Genomic DNA, 18826 nt, shown 5'->3' with positions numbered 1-18826 from the left:
TAAAGCGGAAGAGTTAGTCGTTAATTTAGTCGTGAATAAAGTGCTACAGCAATACATCTTTTAAAATAGTTTTACCGTCTTTATTGGCTTTACTCATTTGTGCCATAAATAATTCTGCGGTTGCAATAGCATCACCCAAAGCGTTATGGGCGTGATGCTCAGGCAATGCAAATTTATGTCGTAGATGACTCAGACGCAACTCTGAAGGGTCATATGCAACATCGCGTTTATCTAAACGGCGTTTTGCTAGTACTAAAGTATCGATCATCGGAAATACCGGTGCCATACCATACAATTCAATACAAGCTTGCGTTAAAAATTGCCTTTCGATACGGGCAAAATGCACCAACATAACTTTACCGGCAAGCGCTTTCAAAAGTGTAGCTACTACGGTTGCCAAAGTTTGGCCTTGTTCTTTTTGGCTATCAGTTATTTGGTGAATAATAACGTTACTTTCTTCAAGTTTTTGTTGGGTGTTAATAATTTGGTGATAACAGCTGCTTAGCGATATTTGTTGCTGTGCAAAAGTTACAAAGCCAACGCTGAGTAATTTATCATTTTTCGCGTTTAGCCCTGTCGTTTCAAAATCTACCGATAAAATATTAATTTTATCAATCGGTGTATTTAAGTTAGGTATAGGCACCGACAAAAAGTCGCGCAATGGACCGGCAGGTGCTTTTTTTAATAAGCGTTTTCGCTTAGCCTCAAATCCTATTAATGGTGCGAAAATTGGTGAGTTTGCTACGCTAGTTCTGCTCATTAGTAGCCTGACTGCTTTACGTCTTGTAAGCTTTTAATTACCTTAAAAGCATCTTTTAAATGTTCACGCTCTAACCTAGAAATATCTTTAGGTGACAAGTAATTATCAGGTTTTTCCCCCTGTAGTAATTGGTTGGCTTGATGCTTTACCCGCAACATTCCTAAAAATTCATAGGCATGAATTAGATTTTCAGCCGACTCTTTTGATAATGACGGTGTGCCGGCGGCTTGTTGAATTCGCTCTCTGGTATTAACCGCACCAATACCTTCAGCAAGAGCATAAATGCGAGCTAAATCAATAACAGGGGTTATGCCGTTATGTTTTAAATTGAGAGTAGCTTTATTTTTGCCGCTGTGTTTTAAAACAAAATCACGGAAAAAACCAAGCGGCGGCCGGAAATTCAAGGCATTTTTAGATAAATGAGCAATAAATTGAGTGTTGTTTTTCGTTTTGTTTAGTAATTGTTTTCTTACCTCGCGCAATAACGAAGCCTCACCGTAAACAGTATCTAAATCGAAGAATACACTGCTATTGAGTAAAGCTTGCGGGTTAGGGATCCCTACCCAATCAGCAAAGTATTTATGCCAAATTTTTTGTGGTTGTCGCCATTGTGGATTAGTTGCCATGATATTACCTGGGCAGTAAATAAAGCCACAGTTAGCCAAACCATCAGACACAAAAGTGGCGAGCTTAGCGAACCAAAGATCGTCTTCAGGTTGCATGCTATCGCTAATAATCAGTGCATTGTCTTGATCGGAGTGAGCCAGCTGTTCTTGTCGTCCTTGCGAACCTGCGGCAAGCCAAGCAAAGGGCACTGGCGGAGGTCCTAATTCAACTTCCGCCATTTCAATTAATCGTGCAGTAAACGCCATGGTAAGGGCGCTAATACTTTTACCTACATGATCAGCGCTACTGCCTAATTTTGCCAATCGCATTTGCAGTTTAGGTAACAGTTTACTGACGTTAATTAATTCGTTAACAGTATTTGCTTTGTGAATAACATTGGACAGGTTTACCGCATTATGCCCTTCGTTGTTAATCAGGTCGGTTACCGTAATCATGCCGACAAGATGACCACTTTTGGTGACCGGAAGGTGATGAACATGTTTAGCTGTCATCATCATTAAGGCATCGTAAGCATTTTTATGTAGGTCAATACTGCAAATGTCGGTAGTCATAATGTCGCGAATAGGAGTGCTAGTTGCTAACCCCTGTGCAACACAGCGACGTCGAATATCTTTGTCGGTAACAATACCTACAGGGGTGTTTTGCTCCGTGATCACCAAACAGGAGTAACCTTGCTCTGTCATTTGCAGTGCGGTTTGTTGAATTGTTTCGTTTAAATCAATTGCAGCGACAGGGCTTTGATAAAAATTACTGACGGCGGTGTTCATTAATGATGACGATAAAATGGCTTCGTCGTTAACCTGACTCATTTTGGTTTTTAAACGCTGTGCTGAATTTTGACCAAAATAATCACTAATACTAGGTAGGCGTTCGCCTATTTCTTGTAAAACACTAGATTGTACGCTGTAAAGTAAGCAGTCTTCATCAACATGTACGGTAAGTGGAGGCTCTGCTGAAGCGCTTTGAAGATCGAGAGGATGATAAAATGCATCACATAAGTCACTCTCACCAAGTCGACTAACTAGTTCACCATCTTTTGAGCGACAACTCATTGCACCTTTTCGTAGTATATAAAGTCGAGGTTCATTAATTGTGGGCGGGGGGAAAAGATCATCTTTACGAACATAATGAATAGATAATTCACGAACTAGTTGCGAAAGCACTTGTTTAGGTAAGCTGTCAAAGGGCGGAATACTGTGAATAAAGCTGCTTATCTCTGAAAGTTCAGGATCCATGCTCATGCCTCAGCCTTAGAATATAAGGAAATAATATCGAGTGATATGGCTAATCTAGAGTTTTGATAGTGTTTAGACAAGTGTTAATCAGTAAAACTAGACTAAAGTGTGAGTTGTAAGGGCGAATTGCTCACCCTTACAATAAGAAGTGACACTCAGCTATTAATTTTGCTCTTCTAGTAATTGGCTAAGTACTTGTTTATAAGCAGCAACGGATTGTGCACCCGTTAATGCACTTGTTCGATTAAATACTACAGTAGGGACGCTTGAAACACCCATGCCATGCCACTGCGCCTCGATAGCTCTGACTTTTTCGCTATTATCTTTATTAGCTAACGCTTGTTCGGCATTAGTTCTATCAATACCTACCGCATCGGTTTCAGCTAATAAGATATCTCGATTTGAGATATCTTTATTTTCAGTAAAAAAGGCGGCAAATAAGCGTAGTTTCAATTCGGTTTGCTTACCTAAGCTTTCAGCTAAATCTAACAAAATATGCGCATCTAGAGTGTTAACCATCTTGGTTTCATCTGAGTAGTTAAAGATAAAACCATGTTCAGCACCTAGTTGACTAATATTTTCACGAGCGCGATCGCTATCTGCACGTGATGCGCCATATTTTCTAGCAACGTGTTCTCGTAATGGCTCACCTTCGGCGGGCATATCAGGATTAAGTTCAAAAGGTTGCCATTCAATGTCAATTTTATCGTTAAGTTGTAATTCATCAATGGCAATTTTTAATCGGTTGTAACCGATAATACACCAAGGGCAAACGATGTCAGAAATTATGTCTAGTTTAATTTTATTGCTCATTGATACTCCTGTTGTCGCACTAATTGAAACGGTTTAATCAAGTGTACTCTTAATCCTAATAGCCCCCTATTGGGATTAAGAGTGACTTTCTTCTTTCTTATCTTTTACTTTTTAGTCCAAGCGAAACTTTCAAACATTGGATCTACAGGCGTTTTAGCTACGTGGTTTACGTAGTTACTGATCACTTTTTGTGATAAACCTAAAATAATTTCTAATACTTGTTGCTGAGTGTAACCGGCAGCGAAAAATGCGTTAAGCTCTTGCTCAGATACATTACCACGGCTGCGCACCATAGTTAATGTGAAGTCTTTTAAGGCTTGTAGTTTAGCTGTAGGTAAAGCTGTTTCATTACGTAAGGCTTCAGTGATAGCTGGGTCAACGTTCATAGAATGAGCAATGCCCGTATGCGCTGGTACACAGTAATGACATTCATGCTCAACATTAATAGTTTGCCATACAACAGTTAATTCTTCGGCATCAAATGATGTTTCAGTAAAAAATTGATGTAACGCTTTATAAGCCAGTAAAGTTTGTGGTGATTCAGCCATTACAGCAAATAAACCTGGTACAGCACCCATTTGCTTTTTAGCATCTGTTAAAGTTTCTTTACTTGCTTCTGGTGCTGTTTCGGCTGTGTGCAGTGTAAATGTTGTCATTGTAATATTCCTATTTGAGTTAAGGGTTTGCTACGAGTGATTAATTACTATGTGAACTACTATAAGTCATTATGAACGATCGTTCAACTAGGTAAGTGAACAATCGTTCAATTACTTGGTTTTTAGTATTCAAGTAATTGAATACTAAAAATATTTATTTTATAACGAGTCTTAATCTCAACTTAAAAATAGCGTTTCGGCGAATGAGCTTTGCTTATAAAAGATATTTTCTTTATAATTGAACTAGCGTTCACTTATAAATTTCTCATGGTATTTTATGGCTAAGCCAACAAAGTTTGATAGACAAGATGTAATTAATAAAGCCACCAACCTGTATTGGCAAAAAGGCTTTCACGCCACTTCAATGCGTAATCTGCAAGACGTGATAGATATGCGACCGGGTAGTATTTACGCGGCGTTTGGTAATAAAGATGGTCTTTTTATCGAAGTGTTAAAAAACTACACTGATATGGGAATTGCTATGCTGGCAGAATGTCGGGCACAAATGACCTCACCCATTGCAACTTTAAAAGCGTTTGTAACCATGCAAGTTATTGATACTCAAACCGATGCACCAAACGGAATGTGTATGTTAGCTAAAACAGTTGGCGAATTAACCGAAGAACACCAAGAATTGCTAACGGTAGCAAAGAATTCATTGCACCGTATTGAGCAAGCTTTTGTGAGTTTAATTGAAGAAGCGCAAAGCTTAGGTGAAATTAGTGAAGAGAAAGATGCAAAACGATTAGCAAGTCATGTGGTGATACAAATTAATGGGTTACGTACTTATGCTAAAGCTAATAATGTTGATGCGTCTTTAGTACCTTTGATTGATGACATCTTCCTGCAACACCCTTTTTAATATAATAATCGCCTTGTTATTTCCTTTGGTTGTTTTAGCAGGCGTTTAAATCTCACATTAATTGCCGATAAAATCATCTATGAAAGCCAGCTGATATTTATGAGCTAAATGCTTGTTTCGCAATAATCACTGCTAACCCCTTTTATCGCTCCATAAACCTCCGCTTTCCTTTTTGTAAATATAAAGCGCTTACTATCTATCGCGCTTATCTAACCTGCAAACCAATCATGATTACGTTTTCATCGTTAGCAAGTTCTTTGCTATTTAAAAATAGACTAATTACTCAGTTTTATTGGGCTGCAAGGTTTTTGACTAATCTAGACTAAAGGCTAATATCTCCTTAAAAAAAAGCTTGATAGATTGATGATAGTTAAAGTTAAGCTTTTTCTAAAATATTGAAAATAAGTACTAATTATTCATTTTTAACAATTTACTTTTTATCTATTCACTTTTTTAACAACAAATAACTGCGTAATAAAGCGAAGTAATATAATAATCGCTAAAAGCGCTCTGTCGAGAGGAAATTATTGTGGAAAATAAAGAAGCATACTGGCAAGAAAATCTGCGCTTGATTTTTATCTGCCTTGCAATCTGGTTTTTCGTTTCATTTGGTTTAGGTCTACTACTGGTAGAGCCGTTAAATGAAATTCGTCTAGGGGGCTACAAACTGGGATTTTGGTTTGCACAGCAAGGTTCAATTTATGCATTTTTAGGTTTGATTTTTTGGTACGGTGCCAAAATGAACAAACTTGATAAAAAATATCACGCGGAGGACTAATAGATGGATGAGTTAAAATTTTATACTTACATCGCCGTATTCGGCACGTTCGGTTTATATTTTGCCATTGCTTGGTGGGCGCGTGCGGGTTCTACCAGTGATTTTTACGTAGCGGGTGGCGGGGTTACGCCATTACAAAATGGTATGGCAATTGGTGCCGATTGGATGAGTGCTGCGTCGTTTATCTCAATGGCCGGTATGATTTCCTTTATGGGGTACGGCGGTTCAGTATTCTTAATGGGGTGGACAGGTGGTTATGTATTATTGGCTATGTTATTAGCACCATATATGCGTAAACACGGTAAGTTTACTGTACCTGAGTTTATTTTCGATCGTTATTACTCTAAAACAGCACGTATTGTTGCTGTTGCTTGTTTAATTATTGCGTCATTAACTTACATCATTGGTCAAATGAAAGGTGTAGGCGTTGCTTTCTCTCGTTTCTTAGAAGTTGATTACGGTTTAGGTTTAGGTATCGGCATGTTCGTTGTTTGGGTTTATGCGGTATTAGGTGGCATGAAAGGCATTACTTACACGCAAATTGCGCAGTATGTAGTAATGATTTTTGCTTACACTATTCCAGCCGTATTTATTTCATTACAACTTACAGGTAATCCAATTCCACAACTTGGTTTAGGTAGTACTTTAGCTGACGGCAGTGGTGTTTACTTACTTGATAAGTTAGATATGGTAGTAACTGAAATAGGCTTTAAAGAATACACTACTTCAAACTTAGGCGGCACATTAAATATGTTCGCTTATACTATGTCATTGATGATTGGTACAGCAGGTCTTCCTCATGTAATTATGCGCTTCTTTACTGTTCCATCAGTACAAGCAGCACGTTCTTCAGCAGGTTATGCTTTAGTTTGTATTGCATTACTTTACACCGTAGCTCCTGCAGTTGGTGCAATGGCTCGTTTAAATCTTATGCATACAATTGAACCAGTAGCAGGTCAAAATCTTGAGTATTCTGAACGCCCACAATGGTTTAAAGACTGGGAAAAAACTGGTTTATTGCAATTTGAAGATAAAAATGGCGACGGTAAAATTCAATATACAGCCAACACTACAGATAGCAATATAATCGTAACTAATGATATGACGGGCGCTCAACAAACGGTTGTTCCTAATGAAATGATTAAAGTTGACCGTGACATTATGGTACTTGCTAACCCTGCAATTGCTAATCTACCAAACTGGGTTATCGCTTTAGTTGCCGCAGGTGGTTTAGCTGCTGCACTTTCTACTGCAGCCGGTTTATTGTTAGCTATATCATCATCAATCTCTCATGATTTAATGAAAGGGGTACTAACGCCTGACCTATCAGAGAAAAATGAATTACTTGCAGGTCGTGTGGTAATGACAGTAGCTATTCTTATTTCTGGATACTTAGGGTTACATCCTCCAGGGTTTGCTGCGGGTACAGTTGCTTTAGCCTTTGGTTTAGCTGCATCAAGTATATTCCCTGCGTTAATGATGGGTATTTTCTCTAAGAGAATGAGTGGTACAGCAGCGATAGCGGGCATGTGTTCAGGTATAGGCGTAACAATGTTATACGTGTTCCAACATAAAGGTATTATGTTTATTCCTGGAACAGAGTTCCTAGGTAGCATGGGTCCTGATTGGTTCTTCGGTATCTCTCCAAATGCATTTGGTGCAGTTGGTGCACTAGTAAACTTTGCGGTAGCCTTTATCGTACTTAAATTTACTGGTCCTGCTCCTGCTCATATTCAAGATATGGTTGAGAATATGCGTGTTCCTGGTGATGTAAGTGCAGCACATGCTCACTAGAGGGGGAGTAATGGGTTATTAATATTTAATAATCGTAAACGTAAGTATTTACCGTAAAATTAAAAGGCTAGGCGACTCATTTAAAGTCGGCTAGCCTTTCTTTTTCTAGGGTAATTTGCTCTAATGAATCAAGATAATAACTTTAAGTTAAATAAGATAATTCTATGAATAAACACTTAAAAATAGCCTTTTTGGTTGCGCCTATTCTCGCTATTGCTGGTTTTGGCTTAGCTGATTTATATAGTGAAAACGAAGCCGCGCAAGTGAAGTTGATCCAGCTAGTTGCAGAGGGTAATTGCGATGTTTCTCAAAATGACTGTGTACTCAGCTCGGGTGAGTTTCAAATTAATGTTTCCGATCAAGGCGGAGTAACTGAAATTAATTCAACTTTCCCGTTAGATACAGCTACATTATTCTTAGTTGATGAAAACGACAAAATGACGGCTTATCCGTTAGGTATGAAAAAAAGTCCATATTACTGGCGAAACAACACACCTTTGGGGGAGCTAGTTGCTAATCAAGGCGATAGTTATAAATTACGACTGGTTGCTAAAATTAAAGGTGGGCAATATATTAGTGAGTTTTATACTACTACCGCTAACTAACAGAATATTGACGGTTAAATGAGCAGGTCATCGTTAAAATCTCATTTAATCGTCTAAAAATTTATACCTATATTTATTGTAACTTTGTCTGGTGGTAACTATCGATTGAGTGCAAATTTTATTGGTATATGTTGATTTACAAGCTAATATTAAACGTACCTCAAATTATAAACTCAATAATTAAGCGTTTGATTAAGAAATATGATACTTTCACTTCATCAAATACGGCTAAAAATTTTGGTCGCTAAAATCAATATGCAACTATTCTTAACGCCTGGGTTAAAAGATTCACTCTATGCAAGTATCTGAAAAATATAATCTAGAAAGGTTTGAATCGGTTGTTAATGCCGCTGAAATGGGCATTTGGGACTGGGATATTAAAGCCGGAACCGTTTTTTTTAGTGATCGTATGGCTGAGATAATCGGCTATGAATTAAATGAATTACAACCTATTCAGTTTGAAACTTGGTTTCATTTTATTCACCCTGAAGACTTATCTAAAGCCCATGAAAGATTAACAAGCCACTTAGAGGGCGACGCTGAACTCTATGAAGTTGCGGTGAGAATGCAGCACAAACTTGGAAACTATGTTTGGGTGTTAATTGCGGGTAAAACGATAGAAAGATATGCGGATAACTCTCCTAAACGAATGGTTGGTTTTCATCGTGAAATTACCTTACGAAAAATTGACGAACAAAAATTAATTACTACAAGTCAGTTACTTGATGAATCACAGCGCATTGCGAAAGTAGGCGGTTGGCAATTAGATATTCCAACAGGCGACTTATTCTGGACAACAGAAACTTATCGTATTCATGAAACATCGCCTGAAGAATTTGACCCTTGCGTTGATACGGTAATTGATTACTTTTTACCTGATTCAAAGCGCATTATTAGCGAAGCAATAGAAGCTGCAATAACAGAGGGTAAGGGCTATGATTTAGAATTGTCGACTTACACTACTAAGGGTAAATTAATTGATGTAAGGGCGACTTGTACCGCCACTATGAAAGACGGAAAAGCTATTAAGCTTACCGGTATTTTTCAAGATATTAGTGAAGAAAAGTCGATACAACGCATTCTAAAAAAATCGAATAGAGAATTAGAGCAGGTTAATATAAAACTTGAGCGTAATGCCAATTACGATGCGTTAACAGGTTTGCCTAACAGAAATCTACTCGCTGACAGAATGCAACAAACCATTGAGCGTAGTAACCGTAAGCATAATAGTTTCGCTATTGCTTTTATTGATCTTGACCGATTTAAAGAAATAAACGATACCTACGGACATAGTTTTGGCGACGAATTATTGTGTAGTATCGCTGAACAATTTCAACATTCTATGCGTTCATGTGACACTCTCGCCCGTTTTGGTGGTGATGAGTTTGTAATGATATTAGATGAGTTACATAGCCCAGATGAATGCGCCATTATTTTAACGCGAATTCTCGATTCGGTCTCGCAAACTTTAATGTTAAAAAATAAAGCGATACAAGTCTCGGCAAGTATTGGCGTTACAATTTACCCGCAAGATAACAGTAATTCAGATCAACTAATACGCCATGCTGATCAAGCTATGTATATTGCTAAAAACTCGGGTAAAAATTGTTTTCATATTTTTGATGTTGCTAAAGATGTGGCTGAAAAACATCAACACGAAGAGCTGGAACATATTCGTTTAGCACTAAATAACGATGAATTTGTGCTGTTTTATCAACCTAAAATAAATATAAAAACTAATCAGGTAATTGGTGTAGAAGCGCTTATTCGTTGGGATCATCCAGAGCAAGGTATTTTGCCACCAGTAGCTTTTTTACCTGTTATCGAACAAGATATTCTAGATATTAACGTGGGTGAATGGGTTATAGAAAAAGCATTAACACAGTTATTTACTTGGTCAGAGGAGGGTATTGATATTCCTGTTAGTGTAAATATTAGTCCGCAGCAACTACAAAGCTTCGATTTTGTGAAGCGTTTAAAAGGTATTTTAAAAAAATTTCCAAATTTTAAAGCCGGTAGTATCGAGTTTGAGATATTAGAAACTAGTGCTTTGAAAGATATAGAGCAAGTCACTAAAATTATTCTAGAGTGTCATGATTTAGGTATTAAGTTTTCTATTGATGACTTTGGTACTGGCTATTCCTCGCTGTCTTATTTAAAGCGTTTACCGACAGAGTTTCTTAAAATTGATCAGTCTTTTATTCGAGATATGTTGATTGACCCGGATGACAAAGCTATTGTGCAAGGTATTATTGGCTTGGCGAATGTGTTCGATCGCAGGATTATCGCGGAAGGTGTTGAAACAACTGCACATGGTGAGCAATTATTGGCGTTAGGTTGTCATTTAGCGCAAGGATATGGCATTGCTAAACCTATGCCAGCAGAAAAATTTTTATCATGGTTAAAAGAATGGAAAAAGAAAAACCCTTGGGAATACTTAATGGCGAATAACTATCGATAATTATTAAATAACCTGAATTAGGGATAAGCAAAATGCTACAACAGCCTTAATTATCCGTATTACTGCGTTTTGATAGCTCCCAATAACCCGTTATTGGCTTCGCTTTCCCGCCTTGTACTACGAATAATTAAAACTATTGTAGATACGTGAATACAAGTAGTTGATATTTTTATACTTTACAATTTCATTATCCCGAACTCAGGTTAAATAACTAATCGATAGTTATAAAATCACTTTTTATCGACTAGTTTTACTGGGAAACTTATTACGATCTGAAAGGGTAGCACTTTCATTACATTCACCGTGCAAGGTGAAAATTGATTTATTGAAAGTGCGATCAAGTTCAAAATAACCGGTGCGACAGTAGTTATTGTCTTCGAGCTTATCTAATAAGCGAATTTCTAATTCTTCAGCCATTAAATCTTCTATATTATCTTTTTTGCTTGAACCTCCTTTCTTGCCTTGACCTTCACCTTTCTTTTTACCGCTACGGCCTCTTCCTTCTCCTTTGTCTTTTTTAGGCGTTTCTTGTTTGCCACTACTTGCTGATTTATCCGGATTGACAAAAATTATTGAGAAGGTAAACATTTTCGCATCATTTTCAAGAATGTTTGGTCGAAACACTTCGGTTATTTTCATATCGTGTTTACTACTGCATCCAGTAATAGCAACAAGACTTAATAACAACATAATCAAAGGTTTTTTTAATAGCATATTTTTACCGAGTAAGCGTATTTAACATTAAAAGAACAATCAGAAGTGCTCATGATAACGTTTTATAAGTAAAGAAACGTAAAGGAGGCATAAATTTTTGCGTTTAACTTGTTTAGTAATTAAAAAAAGTCAGTGGCTGAACAGGTTAATCATCACCAGTTTCACCAGCCGCGTCTTCATCGTCATATAGGTGGAACTTATTGAATTTGATGATTGATGTTAGTTCTTCGCCATATAAGCTGCCTTTTTCAGAGTAGCGATCTAATTTGGTAACTAAGATAAACGGATCGTCTGTGGTCATTCTTGTTTCTCTAAACTCTACAAACGCATGACTGCGCCCCATAGTTCGGTAATAATCATATACCGCAGCCTCAATCGAGTCGTATTCTTTTACCCAAATGGTTTTGTCTCCACGCTTTTGTAAGGCGGCGACTCTTGGCTCATCTTCATCGAAAGACCAAACACCAAATATATTATTTGCTACTCTAAAAAATCTTGAGGTCGCCCATGAACTTTCCATAGCGGCTTGTGCGATAGCAATGCTTTTTGGGTGCGGCTTCAAGGCCATTAATAACTCGTCATTTGATGTTGCTTTATATTCTGTTTTTAGCGCTTCAATTTCTGCATCACTTTCACCAGCATCAATTTTAGCTTTGATTTTTTCATAGCGTACCATTAACTGGGAATATACATGGTCAACAGCAGGAACAATTAACGACTTAAAGCGTGCTTTCTTCTCTTGTACCGTCATTTTAGGAAGCTCGGCTTCTTGTTCTTTTTTTGCTTTATAATTAGTAGTGAAGATAACTGCAGCAATAATTAGCAGTAACACAACTGCGATAATGATTTTTCTTTTATGTGTGTTTTTCTGTTTTGTAGGTTCTTGCTCTGAGATTAAGGTCACTAAGAAATTCCGAAGATATATAAATGGGGTGTAAGCTAAATTGTAGGGGGTTTTGTGGAAAAAACAACAGGATAAACAATGTTATACAGCAAAGCTATTTTACTCGTTTTCAACTTTACTATTAATAGCAGCTATTGATTATATAAAAGCACCTTGATAACGAATAAACAGTCATTATTGTGTGAAAGATAAGTTTATGCTCTAATTTTCATTTGCTTATAAAATTCATGATCCAGAGTTCTGGTTAAATACATTGATGCTGTTACTCTTAAATTTGTTCAGCTTTCAATTTTTAATGATAGATTAATCTTAAGAGGAATTGCTTTTTCGCGTTATTATTTCTTTCTTTAAGTTTAGAAAGGTCAATCTAAAGAGGCGATATTAGAGGGGTAATTGAATGATGAATAAAAGTAGTATTACAACTAAAGAAGGTAACTCAGGGGTAAAGAATAAAACTCTTTCACTTTATCGTAAGCTTGAAAAGTATCCTTTTGGAAAGGGTGTTTTTTCAATAATGGTTAGTCGCGTAGCGCCTTATTTTGCAACCATTAGCCCTAAAATTACAGAGCTAGAGCCGAATCAATGTACGTGTTTAATCAAAAAAAGAAAAAAGGTTTTTAATCATATAAAAACCGTACATGTTATTGCTATTTGTAATGGTTTAGAAATGGCGATGGGCGTTATGGCTGAAGCGTCTATCCCCAAAAACTTACGCTGGATTCCAAAAGGTATGACTGTGGATTACACCGCGAAAGCGGGGAGCGATATTCGCTGTGTTGCCCAAGTAAATTCAGAAGATTGGTTGCCTGGCGATATGTTAGTTAACATTACCGCGTATGATGAAAATGATGTGGTGGTTGTTAAAGGACACATTAAGCTTTGGATATCTGAAAAACCAAGTAAATAAAAGCGTTAAGGTAATTTTTCAGAAGGTAATAGCTCAATCGAACGTACTTGAATAATCGCTTCACCACCGTCTTTATCTGTAAAGCTTGGTATTAAATAAATAGCATCAATCTCCTCAGGAGCTAATACTGAAGTTAATTCTGTATTCGCAATATCAATATTTGAGTGTTTTGCTACAGGTAGTGAAAATTCACTTAAATCAATTTCTTTAGTTACCCATTGTTTGGTCGCAGGTAATTCGAACTGAAATTTAGGGGAAATATTATTGCCACCTTTATCAACATTCTTACCATAGTTCTGTTGTGATAATCTTACGATAAGTGGTATTTCACATTGATAAGTTAACCGTATTTTAGAGATGCCAGCTAAAGTTGCCGCAGGAATTTTGTGAATTAATTCCACCCATGTATTACGGGTATCATTAATACGCGGTGCTCGTTTAAATTTAATCCAAATACCCGAATGCCGAATGAGCTTTTCATTAATTATCGCTTCGCTACCATAAGGGTCTGTGTCGTAAGTCCATTGGTACTTATCGAGTGGTTCAAGTCCATTTTCTGCACTCGCAGGAACTGCAGTTAATAGTAATAAGCTTACTAAGCTGCTCATTAATGTTTTAAATAATGTTCTAAATGATGTTCTATTGAAAAAGTGCATTTATATCCTGAATAAGTAATTAAACCTTTTGTGCGAATAAGCGCATTATAAAGAAATATATTACGAGATTACACTGCCAATATTTACGTATAATCTACGTTAAACATCGACAGTGTAACTTATATGAATTAATCACATGGATATTTAGCTGAACGCCATAAATAATACAGTGCGGGTAAAACCAGTAAAGTAAGCAACATAGCGCTAGCCATACCGCCAACCATAGGTGCTGCAATTCTACTCATTACTTCTGAACCTGTGCCAGTACCATATAAAATAGGTATTAAACCAACGATAACGGTGCCTCCGGTCATCATTATGGGTCTAATTCTTAAGCCTGCGCCATGTAACACCGCTTTTAAAACATCTGCTTTGGTTATTAGTTTATCTTGTGCGGCATTATCAGCTAACAGATCATTATAGGCTTTATTTAGGTAAACCAACATAATCACCCCAATTTCAACGGCGACACCCGCCAGGGCAATAAAACCAACGCCCACCGCCACTGAAAAATTAAACCCCTCTAGATACATTAACCAAATACTACCAACCATTGCCAGTGGCAGGGTGCCTAAAATCATCGCGACTTCAATCACATTACGAAAGTTTAAGTACAGTAATACAATGATGATCGCCAAGGTTAACGGGATAACATAAGTGAGTTTAGCTTTGGCGCGCTGCATGTATTCATACTGACCAGCCCAAGTAATAGAATAACCAGTAGGCAGTATTAACTCTTTATCGAGTACTGTTTTTGCCAAAGCAACATAACTACCAACATCTTCATTTTCAATTAAATCAACATAAGTCCAACCCGTTAGGCGTGCATTTTCTGATTTAATACCCGGAGGACCATCTTCAATAAATATATTAGCAACATCACTTAACGATATTCGCTGGCCGTTAGGCGTTACTATAGGTAATTGTGCAAGTTGCTCTGGCGAATCACGGTAATCTTGCGGGTAGCGTAAATTAACGGGATAACGCTCTAAACCCTCAACAGTATTAGTTACGTTCATACCACCGATTGCAGTGGCAACTACTTGTTGAATATCATTAATATTTAAGCCATAGCGTGCAGCTTGTTGGCGTTGAATATCTACTTTGATATAACGTCCTCCAGAAACTCGCTCAGAGTAAACTGAAGCAGTGCCAGCTACGTTAACTAAAATACTCTCAAGTTGTTGGCCAATTTGTTGAATAGTATCGAGTTTAGGACCTGATATTTTAATACCCACGGGTGTTTTTATTCCCGTAGCGAGCATATCAATACGGGTTTTTATCGGCATTACCCAAGCATTAGTTACACCCGGTAATTTAACCAAATCATCTAATTCTTTTTGCAAACTGGCAGGCGTAACCCCTTCGCGCCATTCACTTTTAGGTTTGAACTGAATAAATGTTTCTATCATATTTAAGGGCGCGGGATCGGTGGCAGTTTCTGCACGACCAACTTTGCCAAAAACAGTTTTCACTTCAGGTACGGTTTTAATAAGCTTATCGGTTTGTTGTAGTAATTGCCTTGCTTGACCAATAGAAATTCCAGGATAGGTGGTAGGCATATACATTAAGTCACCTTCATCAAGCGGCGGTATAAACTCACTACCTATTTTATCTAACGGATATAAACCGACAATAAATATCATAATCGCAGCGGTTAAAGTAATTTTAGGAAAGCGTAATACGGCCTTAAGTACAGGCATATACAAAGCTGTTAAAAATTTATTTACTGGGTTTTTATGCTCCGCGAGTACTTTGCCGCGAATGAAATAGCCCATTAATACTGGTACTAAAGTTATTGCTAAGGCGGCAGCTGCTGCCATGGCATAAGTCTTAGTGTAAGCCAGTGGCGCAAACATCCGGCCTTCTTGTGCCTCAAGAGTAAACACAGGTACAAAACTAACGGTGATTATAAATAAGCTAAAAAATAATGCAGGGCCAACTTCACTGGCAGAATTTATCACAATTTGCCAACGTTCTTCATTAGATATGGGCTGATTTTCGGGTAACTTCTCCATGTGTTTATGCATGTTTTCAATCATGACAATAGCGCCATCAACCATTGCACCAATGGCGATAGCAATACCGCCAAGTGACATGATATTGGCATTTAAACCTTGGGCATGCATGACTATAAACGCAGTTAGAATACCGACAGGAATACTAATAATTACGACTAAAGAAGATCGTAAATGAAATAGAAAAATAATGCAGACTAAGGCGACTACACCAAATTCTTCTAACAGTTTCATGGCTAAGTTACTAACCGCACGCTCAATTAAGGCTGATCTGTCATAAACGGTGATAATTTCTACGCCGTCAGGTAAGCCTTTTTTCAGTTGCTCAAGCTTTGCTTTTACACGATTAATCACTTGCTGTGCATTTTCGCCATAGCGCATAACAACTATGCCACCAACGGTTTCACCTTCACCATTAAGCTCGGCTATGCCGCGACGCATTTGTGGGCCGGTATTTATTTCAGCAACATCTTTTAGTAAAAGTGGTGTGCCATTTTCACTCACGCCAAGTGGTATGTTTTCAAGATCAGGTATGCCTTTTATATAACCGGTAGTGCGCACCATATATTCGGCTTCAGCCATTTCAACAACCGAAGCGCCAATCTCTTGGTTACCTTGTTTGATAGCCGTTTGAATGAGTGATAAAGGAATACCATAAGCGCGCAATTTGTCAGGGCTTACTTGTATTTGGTATTGTTTGACCATGCCGCCAAGCGCGGTAACTTCTGAAACACCTTTTACGGTTTGTAATTCATATTTTAAAAACCAATCTTGTAAGCTACGTAATTGGCTTAAATCATGTTGCCCCGTTTTATCGATTAAAGCGTAAAGATAAACCCAGCCCACACCAGTAGCATCAGGCCCTAATTGCGGCTTAGCCTCACTAGGTAAATTCGGCGACACTTGACTTAAATACTCTAATACACGTGAACGAGCCCAATAAAGGTCGGTATCTTCTTCGAAAATAACATAAACGTAAGAATCACCAAAAAAAGAGAAGCCACGAACGGTTACCGCGCCAGGTACCGATAACATAGCCGTGGTTAGCGGGTAAGTTACCTGATCTTCAACGACTTGTGGCGCTTGTCCGGGATAACTGGTTTTGATAATAACTTGTACATCAGATAAATCAGGTAGTGCATCAATAGGCGTATTTTTAACTGAATACAGCCCAACACCGACTAAAATCATGGTGGCGAGTATGACAAAGAAACGATTGCCTACCGACCAGCGAATAATGGCAGCAATCATTAGTGTGCTCCTTGAGTCATAGGCATAGCGCTAATAATAATGAATTCGCCGTCGCTTACTTCAAAGGTAAACATTAAATAGGCATCAACAGTAAATAACGACATATCAACAGTTTCGCTAACGATGAAGTCTACCGTGGCTGGCTCTCTATTCCACTTTTCAATTGCTTCGCGGTCGATAGTAACCATACGGTGTGCGGGCATTACTGAGGTGACAGTGCCGTGTACCGTAGCAGAAGAAGCTTTTTTATTAGTGCTTGTGTCATTTGAACTAATACTGGTGTGAATATTCTGCTCAGCATCCATACGTTTGAAATCTGAGCTTTTACTTGATTCAGAGTCGAGTAAAAATTGTGCCGAGCTGACAACTTTCTCGCCTTCAGAAAGACCAGAGATAATTTCAATGTGATGACGATCAGAACGGCCAATTTGTACTGCAACTGATTTAAAGTAACCGTCGCCTAGCGCTAATACCACTCGGTCTTGTGCACCAGTACGTATAACTGCTTCTCTTGGCACTTGTAAAACAGGTTCACTGTTATTAACTTCAATGGCGATATTGGCAAACATGTTGGGTTTTAATAGACCTTTTGAATTGTCAAAATGTAATCTAGCAATGCCTGTTCTGGTTTTTGCATTGAGCATAGGGTGAATATGGGCAACTTTACCTTGCCATTGTTTTGCAGGTAAAAAATCTAATTGCATGGTGGCGTTATCGCCCATATTAACTCGAGTGACGTCTTGCTCAAAAATCTCTGCTTTGACCCATACTTGTGATAAGTCGACTATGGATAACAACATGGTTGCAGGCGTTACATAAAGGCCTTCTCTGATGGTTAAACTATCAATAACGCCAGATTGTGGTGCGTAAAAAGTTACGCTTTGCTTAGCCTTTTTATTTTTCTTAATCCCATCAATCATTTTTTGAGGTATTTGAAGTGCAATAAGCCGATTTTCAGCGGAAGAAATTAAACGGCTGATATCGCTATCTAAAGCTATTAGCAGTTCTTCTTGGGCATTAACTAATTCAGGCGAGTAAATATCATAAAGCGGCTGACCTTTTTTTACCGGGTCGCCAATGGCATTGACGTGCATTTTTTCAATCCAGCCTTCAATACGGGGGTGAACTTGAGACAGTTTATCTTCATCAAAAGTAACGTAACCAACAGTTTCTATTAAGGTATTAAGTTCGCCATAGGTGGCTGTAGCGGTTCTAACCCCCAAATTATTAATTACATTCGGTGATACCTTAATGGTGCCCGCCCCTTCATCTTGAGAGTTACCGCCATTACTTTGGTTTCCGTAATAAGGTATTAAGTCCATACCCATAGGCGATTGACCAGGTTGATCACGTCTGTAATTTGCATCCATTGGTGCTACCCAATACAGCGGCTTATTTTCTTCAGTTTTTTTATTGCTATGCGAACCAGTATCAGTGCTAGTTATCGGCGTAATATGGGAAAATATTGTCGAGTTTAAAGAGAGTACCACTCCTAAAGTGATCCCTATAATTAATGCAGTAACTAACCCAATCACTAAAGCTATTGATGATTTAACGTGAGGTTTTCCTGTAGGGCTGCTGGTATTGTTGCTAGTGTTCATCTTACTTCTCCACGCTTTATCATAATTGAAAATAGATGATAGATTCTTAAGCGCTTCTTTAATTGTTTGATATCTAATATGAAATATAATATGAGGTTACAGTTAATCCATATTTAAAAAGAGTGAAAAGCGACATTGGCTAAGTGACTTTGAAAATCGTAATGATTAGTGTAGAAAGTGAAAT

The 18826-nt window shown here is 37.9% G+C and carries 15 protein-coding genes; 6 read left to right on the top strand and 9 right to left on the bottom strand.

Annotated elements, in window-relative coordinates:
* Positions 1-43: 43 nt before the first annotated feature.
* The 4 genes from CWS31_RS08670 to CWS31_RS08655 form a co-directional block, all read right to left on the bottom strand.
* A complete protein-coding gene (locus CWS31_RS08670; protein ID WP_101344829.1) occupies positions 44-760 on the bottom strand; it encodes an exonuclease domain-containing protein in 717 nt (238 codons plus the stop codon).
* The gene (locus tag CWS31_RS08665) at positions 760-2628 is read right to left on the bottom strand and encodes a putative nucleotidyltransferase substrate binding domain-containing protein (RefSeq protein WP_342780231.1); all 1869 of its coding nucleotides are present in this window, start codon (positions 2626-2628) and stop codon (positions 760-762) included. The genes CWS31_RS08670 and CWS31_RS08665 overlap by 1 nt, the downstream gene beginning before the upstream one ends.
* A gap of 156 nt (positions 2629-2784) precedes the next feature.
* Positions 2785-3435, bottom strand: a complete 651-nt coding sequence (locus CWS31_RS08660) for a DsbA family oxidoreductase (RefSeq protein WP_101344827.1) — start codon at positions 3433-3435, stop codon at positions 2785-2787.
* Positions 3436-3539: 104 nt separating this feature from the next.
* Entirely contained in the window at positions 3540-4091 is a 552-nt protein-coding gene (locus tag CWS31_RS08655) for a carboxymuconolactone decarboxylase family protein (RefSeq protein ID WP_101344826.1), read from the bottom strand.
* A gap of 277 nt (positions 4092-4368) precedes the next feature.
* Here CWS31_RS08655 and CWS31_RS08650 point away from each other — a divergent pair, with 277 nt between their 5' ends.
* From CWS31_RS08650 to CWS31_RS08630, 5 genes are all read left to right on the top strand, one after another.
* On the top strand, positions 4369-4953 hold the full coding sequence (locus CWS31_RS08650) for a TetR/AcrR family transcriptional regulator (RefSeq protein WP_101344825.1): 585 nt from the start codon (positions 4369-4371) through the stop codon (positions 4951-4953).
* A gap of 529 nt (positions 4954-5482) precedes the next feature.
* A complete protein-coding gene (locus CWS31_RS08645) occupies positions 5483-5731 on the top strand; it encodes a DUF4212 domain-containing protein (RefSeq protein ID WP_101344824.1) in 249 nt (82 codons plus the stop codon).
* 3 nt (positions 5732-5734) lie between these two features.
* The gene (locus tag CWS31_RS08640; protein ID WP_101344823.1) at positions 5735-7525 is read left to right on the top strand and encodes a sodium:solute symporter family protein; all 1791 of its coding nucleotides are present in this window, start codon (positions 5735-5737) and stop codon (positions 7523-7525) included.
* 164 nt (positions 7526-7689) lie between these two features.
* The gene (locus tag CWS31_RS08635) at positions 7690-8130 is read left to right on the top strand and encodes a hypothetical protein (RefSeq protein WP_101344822.1); all 441 of its coding nucleotides are present in this window, start codon (positions 7690-7692) and stop codon (positions 8128-8130) included.
* 295 nt (positions 8131-8425) lie between these two features.
* Complete coding sequence (locus CWS31_RS08630; protein WP_101344821.1) at positions 8426-10591, top strand: putative bifunctional diguanylate cyclase/phosphodiesterase; 2166 nt, start codon at positions 8426-8428, stop codon at positions 10589-10591.
* A 237-nt stretch (positions 10592-10828) separates the two neighbouring features.
* On the opposite strand, the gene CWS31_RS08625 is transcribed toward CWS31_RS08630, so the two are convergent.
* Positions 10829-11305 carry a hypothetical protein gene (locus tag CWS31_RS08625; RefSeq protein ID WP_101345771.1) on the bottom strand — a complete coding sequence of 159 codons (477 nt, stop codon included), beginning with the start codon at positions 11303-11305 and terminating at the stop codon, positions 10829-10831.
* A 145-nt stretch (positions 11306-11450) separates the two neighbouring features.
* On the bottom strand, positions 11451-12209 hold the full coding sequence (locus CWS31_RS08620; protein ID WP_246143445.1) for a glucosaminidase domain-containing protein: 759 nt from the start codon (positions 12207-12209) through the stop codon (positions 11451-11453).
* Positions 12210-12609: 400 nt separating this feature from the next.
* Between CWS31_RS08620 and CWS31_RS08615 the strand changes: the two genes are divergently transcribed.
* Positions 12610-13116 carry a hotdog fold domain-containing protein gene (locus CWS31_RS08615; protein WP_101345770.1) on the top strand — a complete coding sequence of 169 codons (507 nt, stop codon included), beginning with the start codon at positions 12610-12612 and terminating at the stop codon, positions 13114-13116.
* 5 nt (positions 13117-13121) lie between these two features.
* Here CWS31_RS08615 and CWS31_RS08610 read toward each other — a convergent pair whose 3' ends face one another.
* From CWS31_RS08610 to CWS31_RS08600, 3 genes are all read right to left on the bottom strand, one after another.
* On the bottom strand, positions 13122-13772 hold the full coding sequence (locus CWS31_RS08610; RefSeq protein WP_101345769.1) for a hypothetical protein: 651 nt from the start codon (positions 13770-13772) through the stop codon (positions 13122-13124).
* A 128-nt stretch (positions 13773-13900) separates the two neighbouring features.
* Positions 13901-17041, bottom strand: a complete 3141-nt coding sequence (locus CWS31_RS08605) for an efflux RND transporter permease subunit (RefSeq protein WP_101345768.1) — start codon at positions 17039-17041, stop codon at positions 13901-13903.
* Complete coding sequence (locus CWS31_RS08600; protein ID WP_101345767.1) at positions 17041-18642, bottom strand: efflux RND transporter periplasmic adaptor subunit; 1602 nt, start codon at positions 18640-18642, stop codon at positions 17041-17043. The genes CWS31_RS08605 and CWS31_RS08600 overlap by 1 nt, the downstream gene beginning before the upstream one ends.
* Positions 18643-18826: the final 184 nt, after the last annotated feature.

Source organism: Colwellia echini, from assembly GCF_002843355.2.
GTDB classification, from domain to species: domain Bacteria; phylum Pseudomonadota; class Gammaproteobacteria; order Enterobacterales; family Alteromonadaceae; genus Colwellia; species Colwellia echini.
The sequence above is the reverse complement of the archived record's forward strand: the minus strand, read 5'-3'. Positions and strand labels throughout refer to the sequence as shown.

Bases quoted from the DNA above. Each gene is read 5' to 3' on its own strand.
- CWS31_RS08630 (WP_101344821.1), top strand. From the start codon at position 8,426: ATGCAAGTATCTGAAAAATATAATCTAGAAAGGTTTGAATCGGTTGTT.
- CWS31_RS08600 (WP_101345767.1), bottom strand. From the start codon at position 18,642: ATGAACACTAGCAACAATACCAGCAGCCCTACAGGAAAACCTCACGTT.
- CWS31_RS08640 (WP_101344823.1), top strand. From the start codon at position 5,735: ATGGATGAGTTAAAATTTTATACTTACATCGCCGTATTCGGCACGTTC.
- CWS31_RS08660 (WP_101344827.1), bottom strand. From the start codon at position 3,435: ATGAGCAATAAAATTAAACTAGACATAATTTCTGACATCGTTTGCCCT.
- CWS31_RS08625 (WP_101345771.1), bottom strand. From the start codon at position 11,305: ATGCTATTAAAAAAACCTTTGATTATGTTGTTATTAAGTCTTGTTGCT.
- CWS31_RS08610 (WP_101345769.1), bottom strand. From the start codon at position 13,772: ATGCACTTTTTCAATAGAACATCATTTAGAACATTATTTAAAACATTA.
- CWS31_RS08635 (WP_101344822.1), top strand. From the start codon at position 7,690: ATGAATAAACACTTAAAAATAGCCTTTTTGGTTGCGCCTATTCTCGCT.
- CWS31_RS08670 (WP_101344829.1), bottom strand. From the start codon at position 760: ATGAGCAGAACTAGCGTAGCAAACTCACCAATTTTCGCACCATTAATA.
- CWS31_RS08665 (WP_342780231.1), bottom strand. From the start codon at position 2,628: ATGAGCATGGATCCTGAACTTTCAGAGATAAGCAGCTTTATTCACAGT.
- CWS31_RS08615 (WP_101345770.1), top strand. From the start codon at position 12,610: ATGAATAAAAGTAGTATTACAACTAAAGAAGGTAACTCAGGGGTAAAG.
- CWS31_RS08650 (WP_101344825.1), top strand. From the start codon at position 4,369: ATGGCTAAGCCAACAAAGTTTGATAGACAAGATGTAATTAATAAAGCC.
- CWS31_RS08605 (WP_101345768.1), bottom strand. From the start codon at position 17,041: ATGATTGCTGCCATTATTCGCTGGTCGGTAGGCAATCGTTTCTTTGTC.
- CWS31_RS08655 (WP_101344826.1), bottom strand. From the start codon at position 4,091: ATGACAACATTTACACTGCACACAGCCGAAACAGCACCAGAAGCAAGT.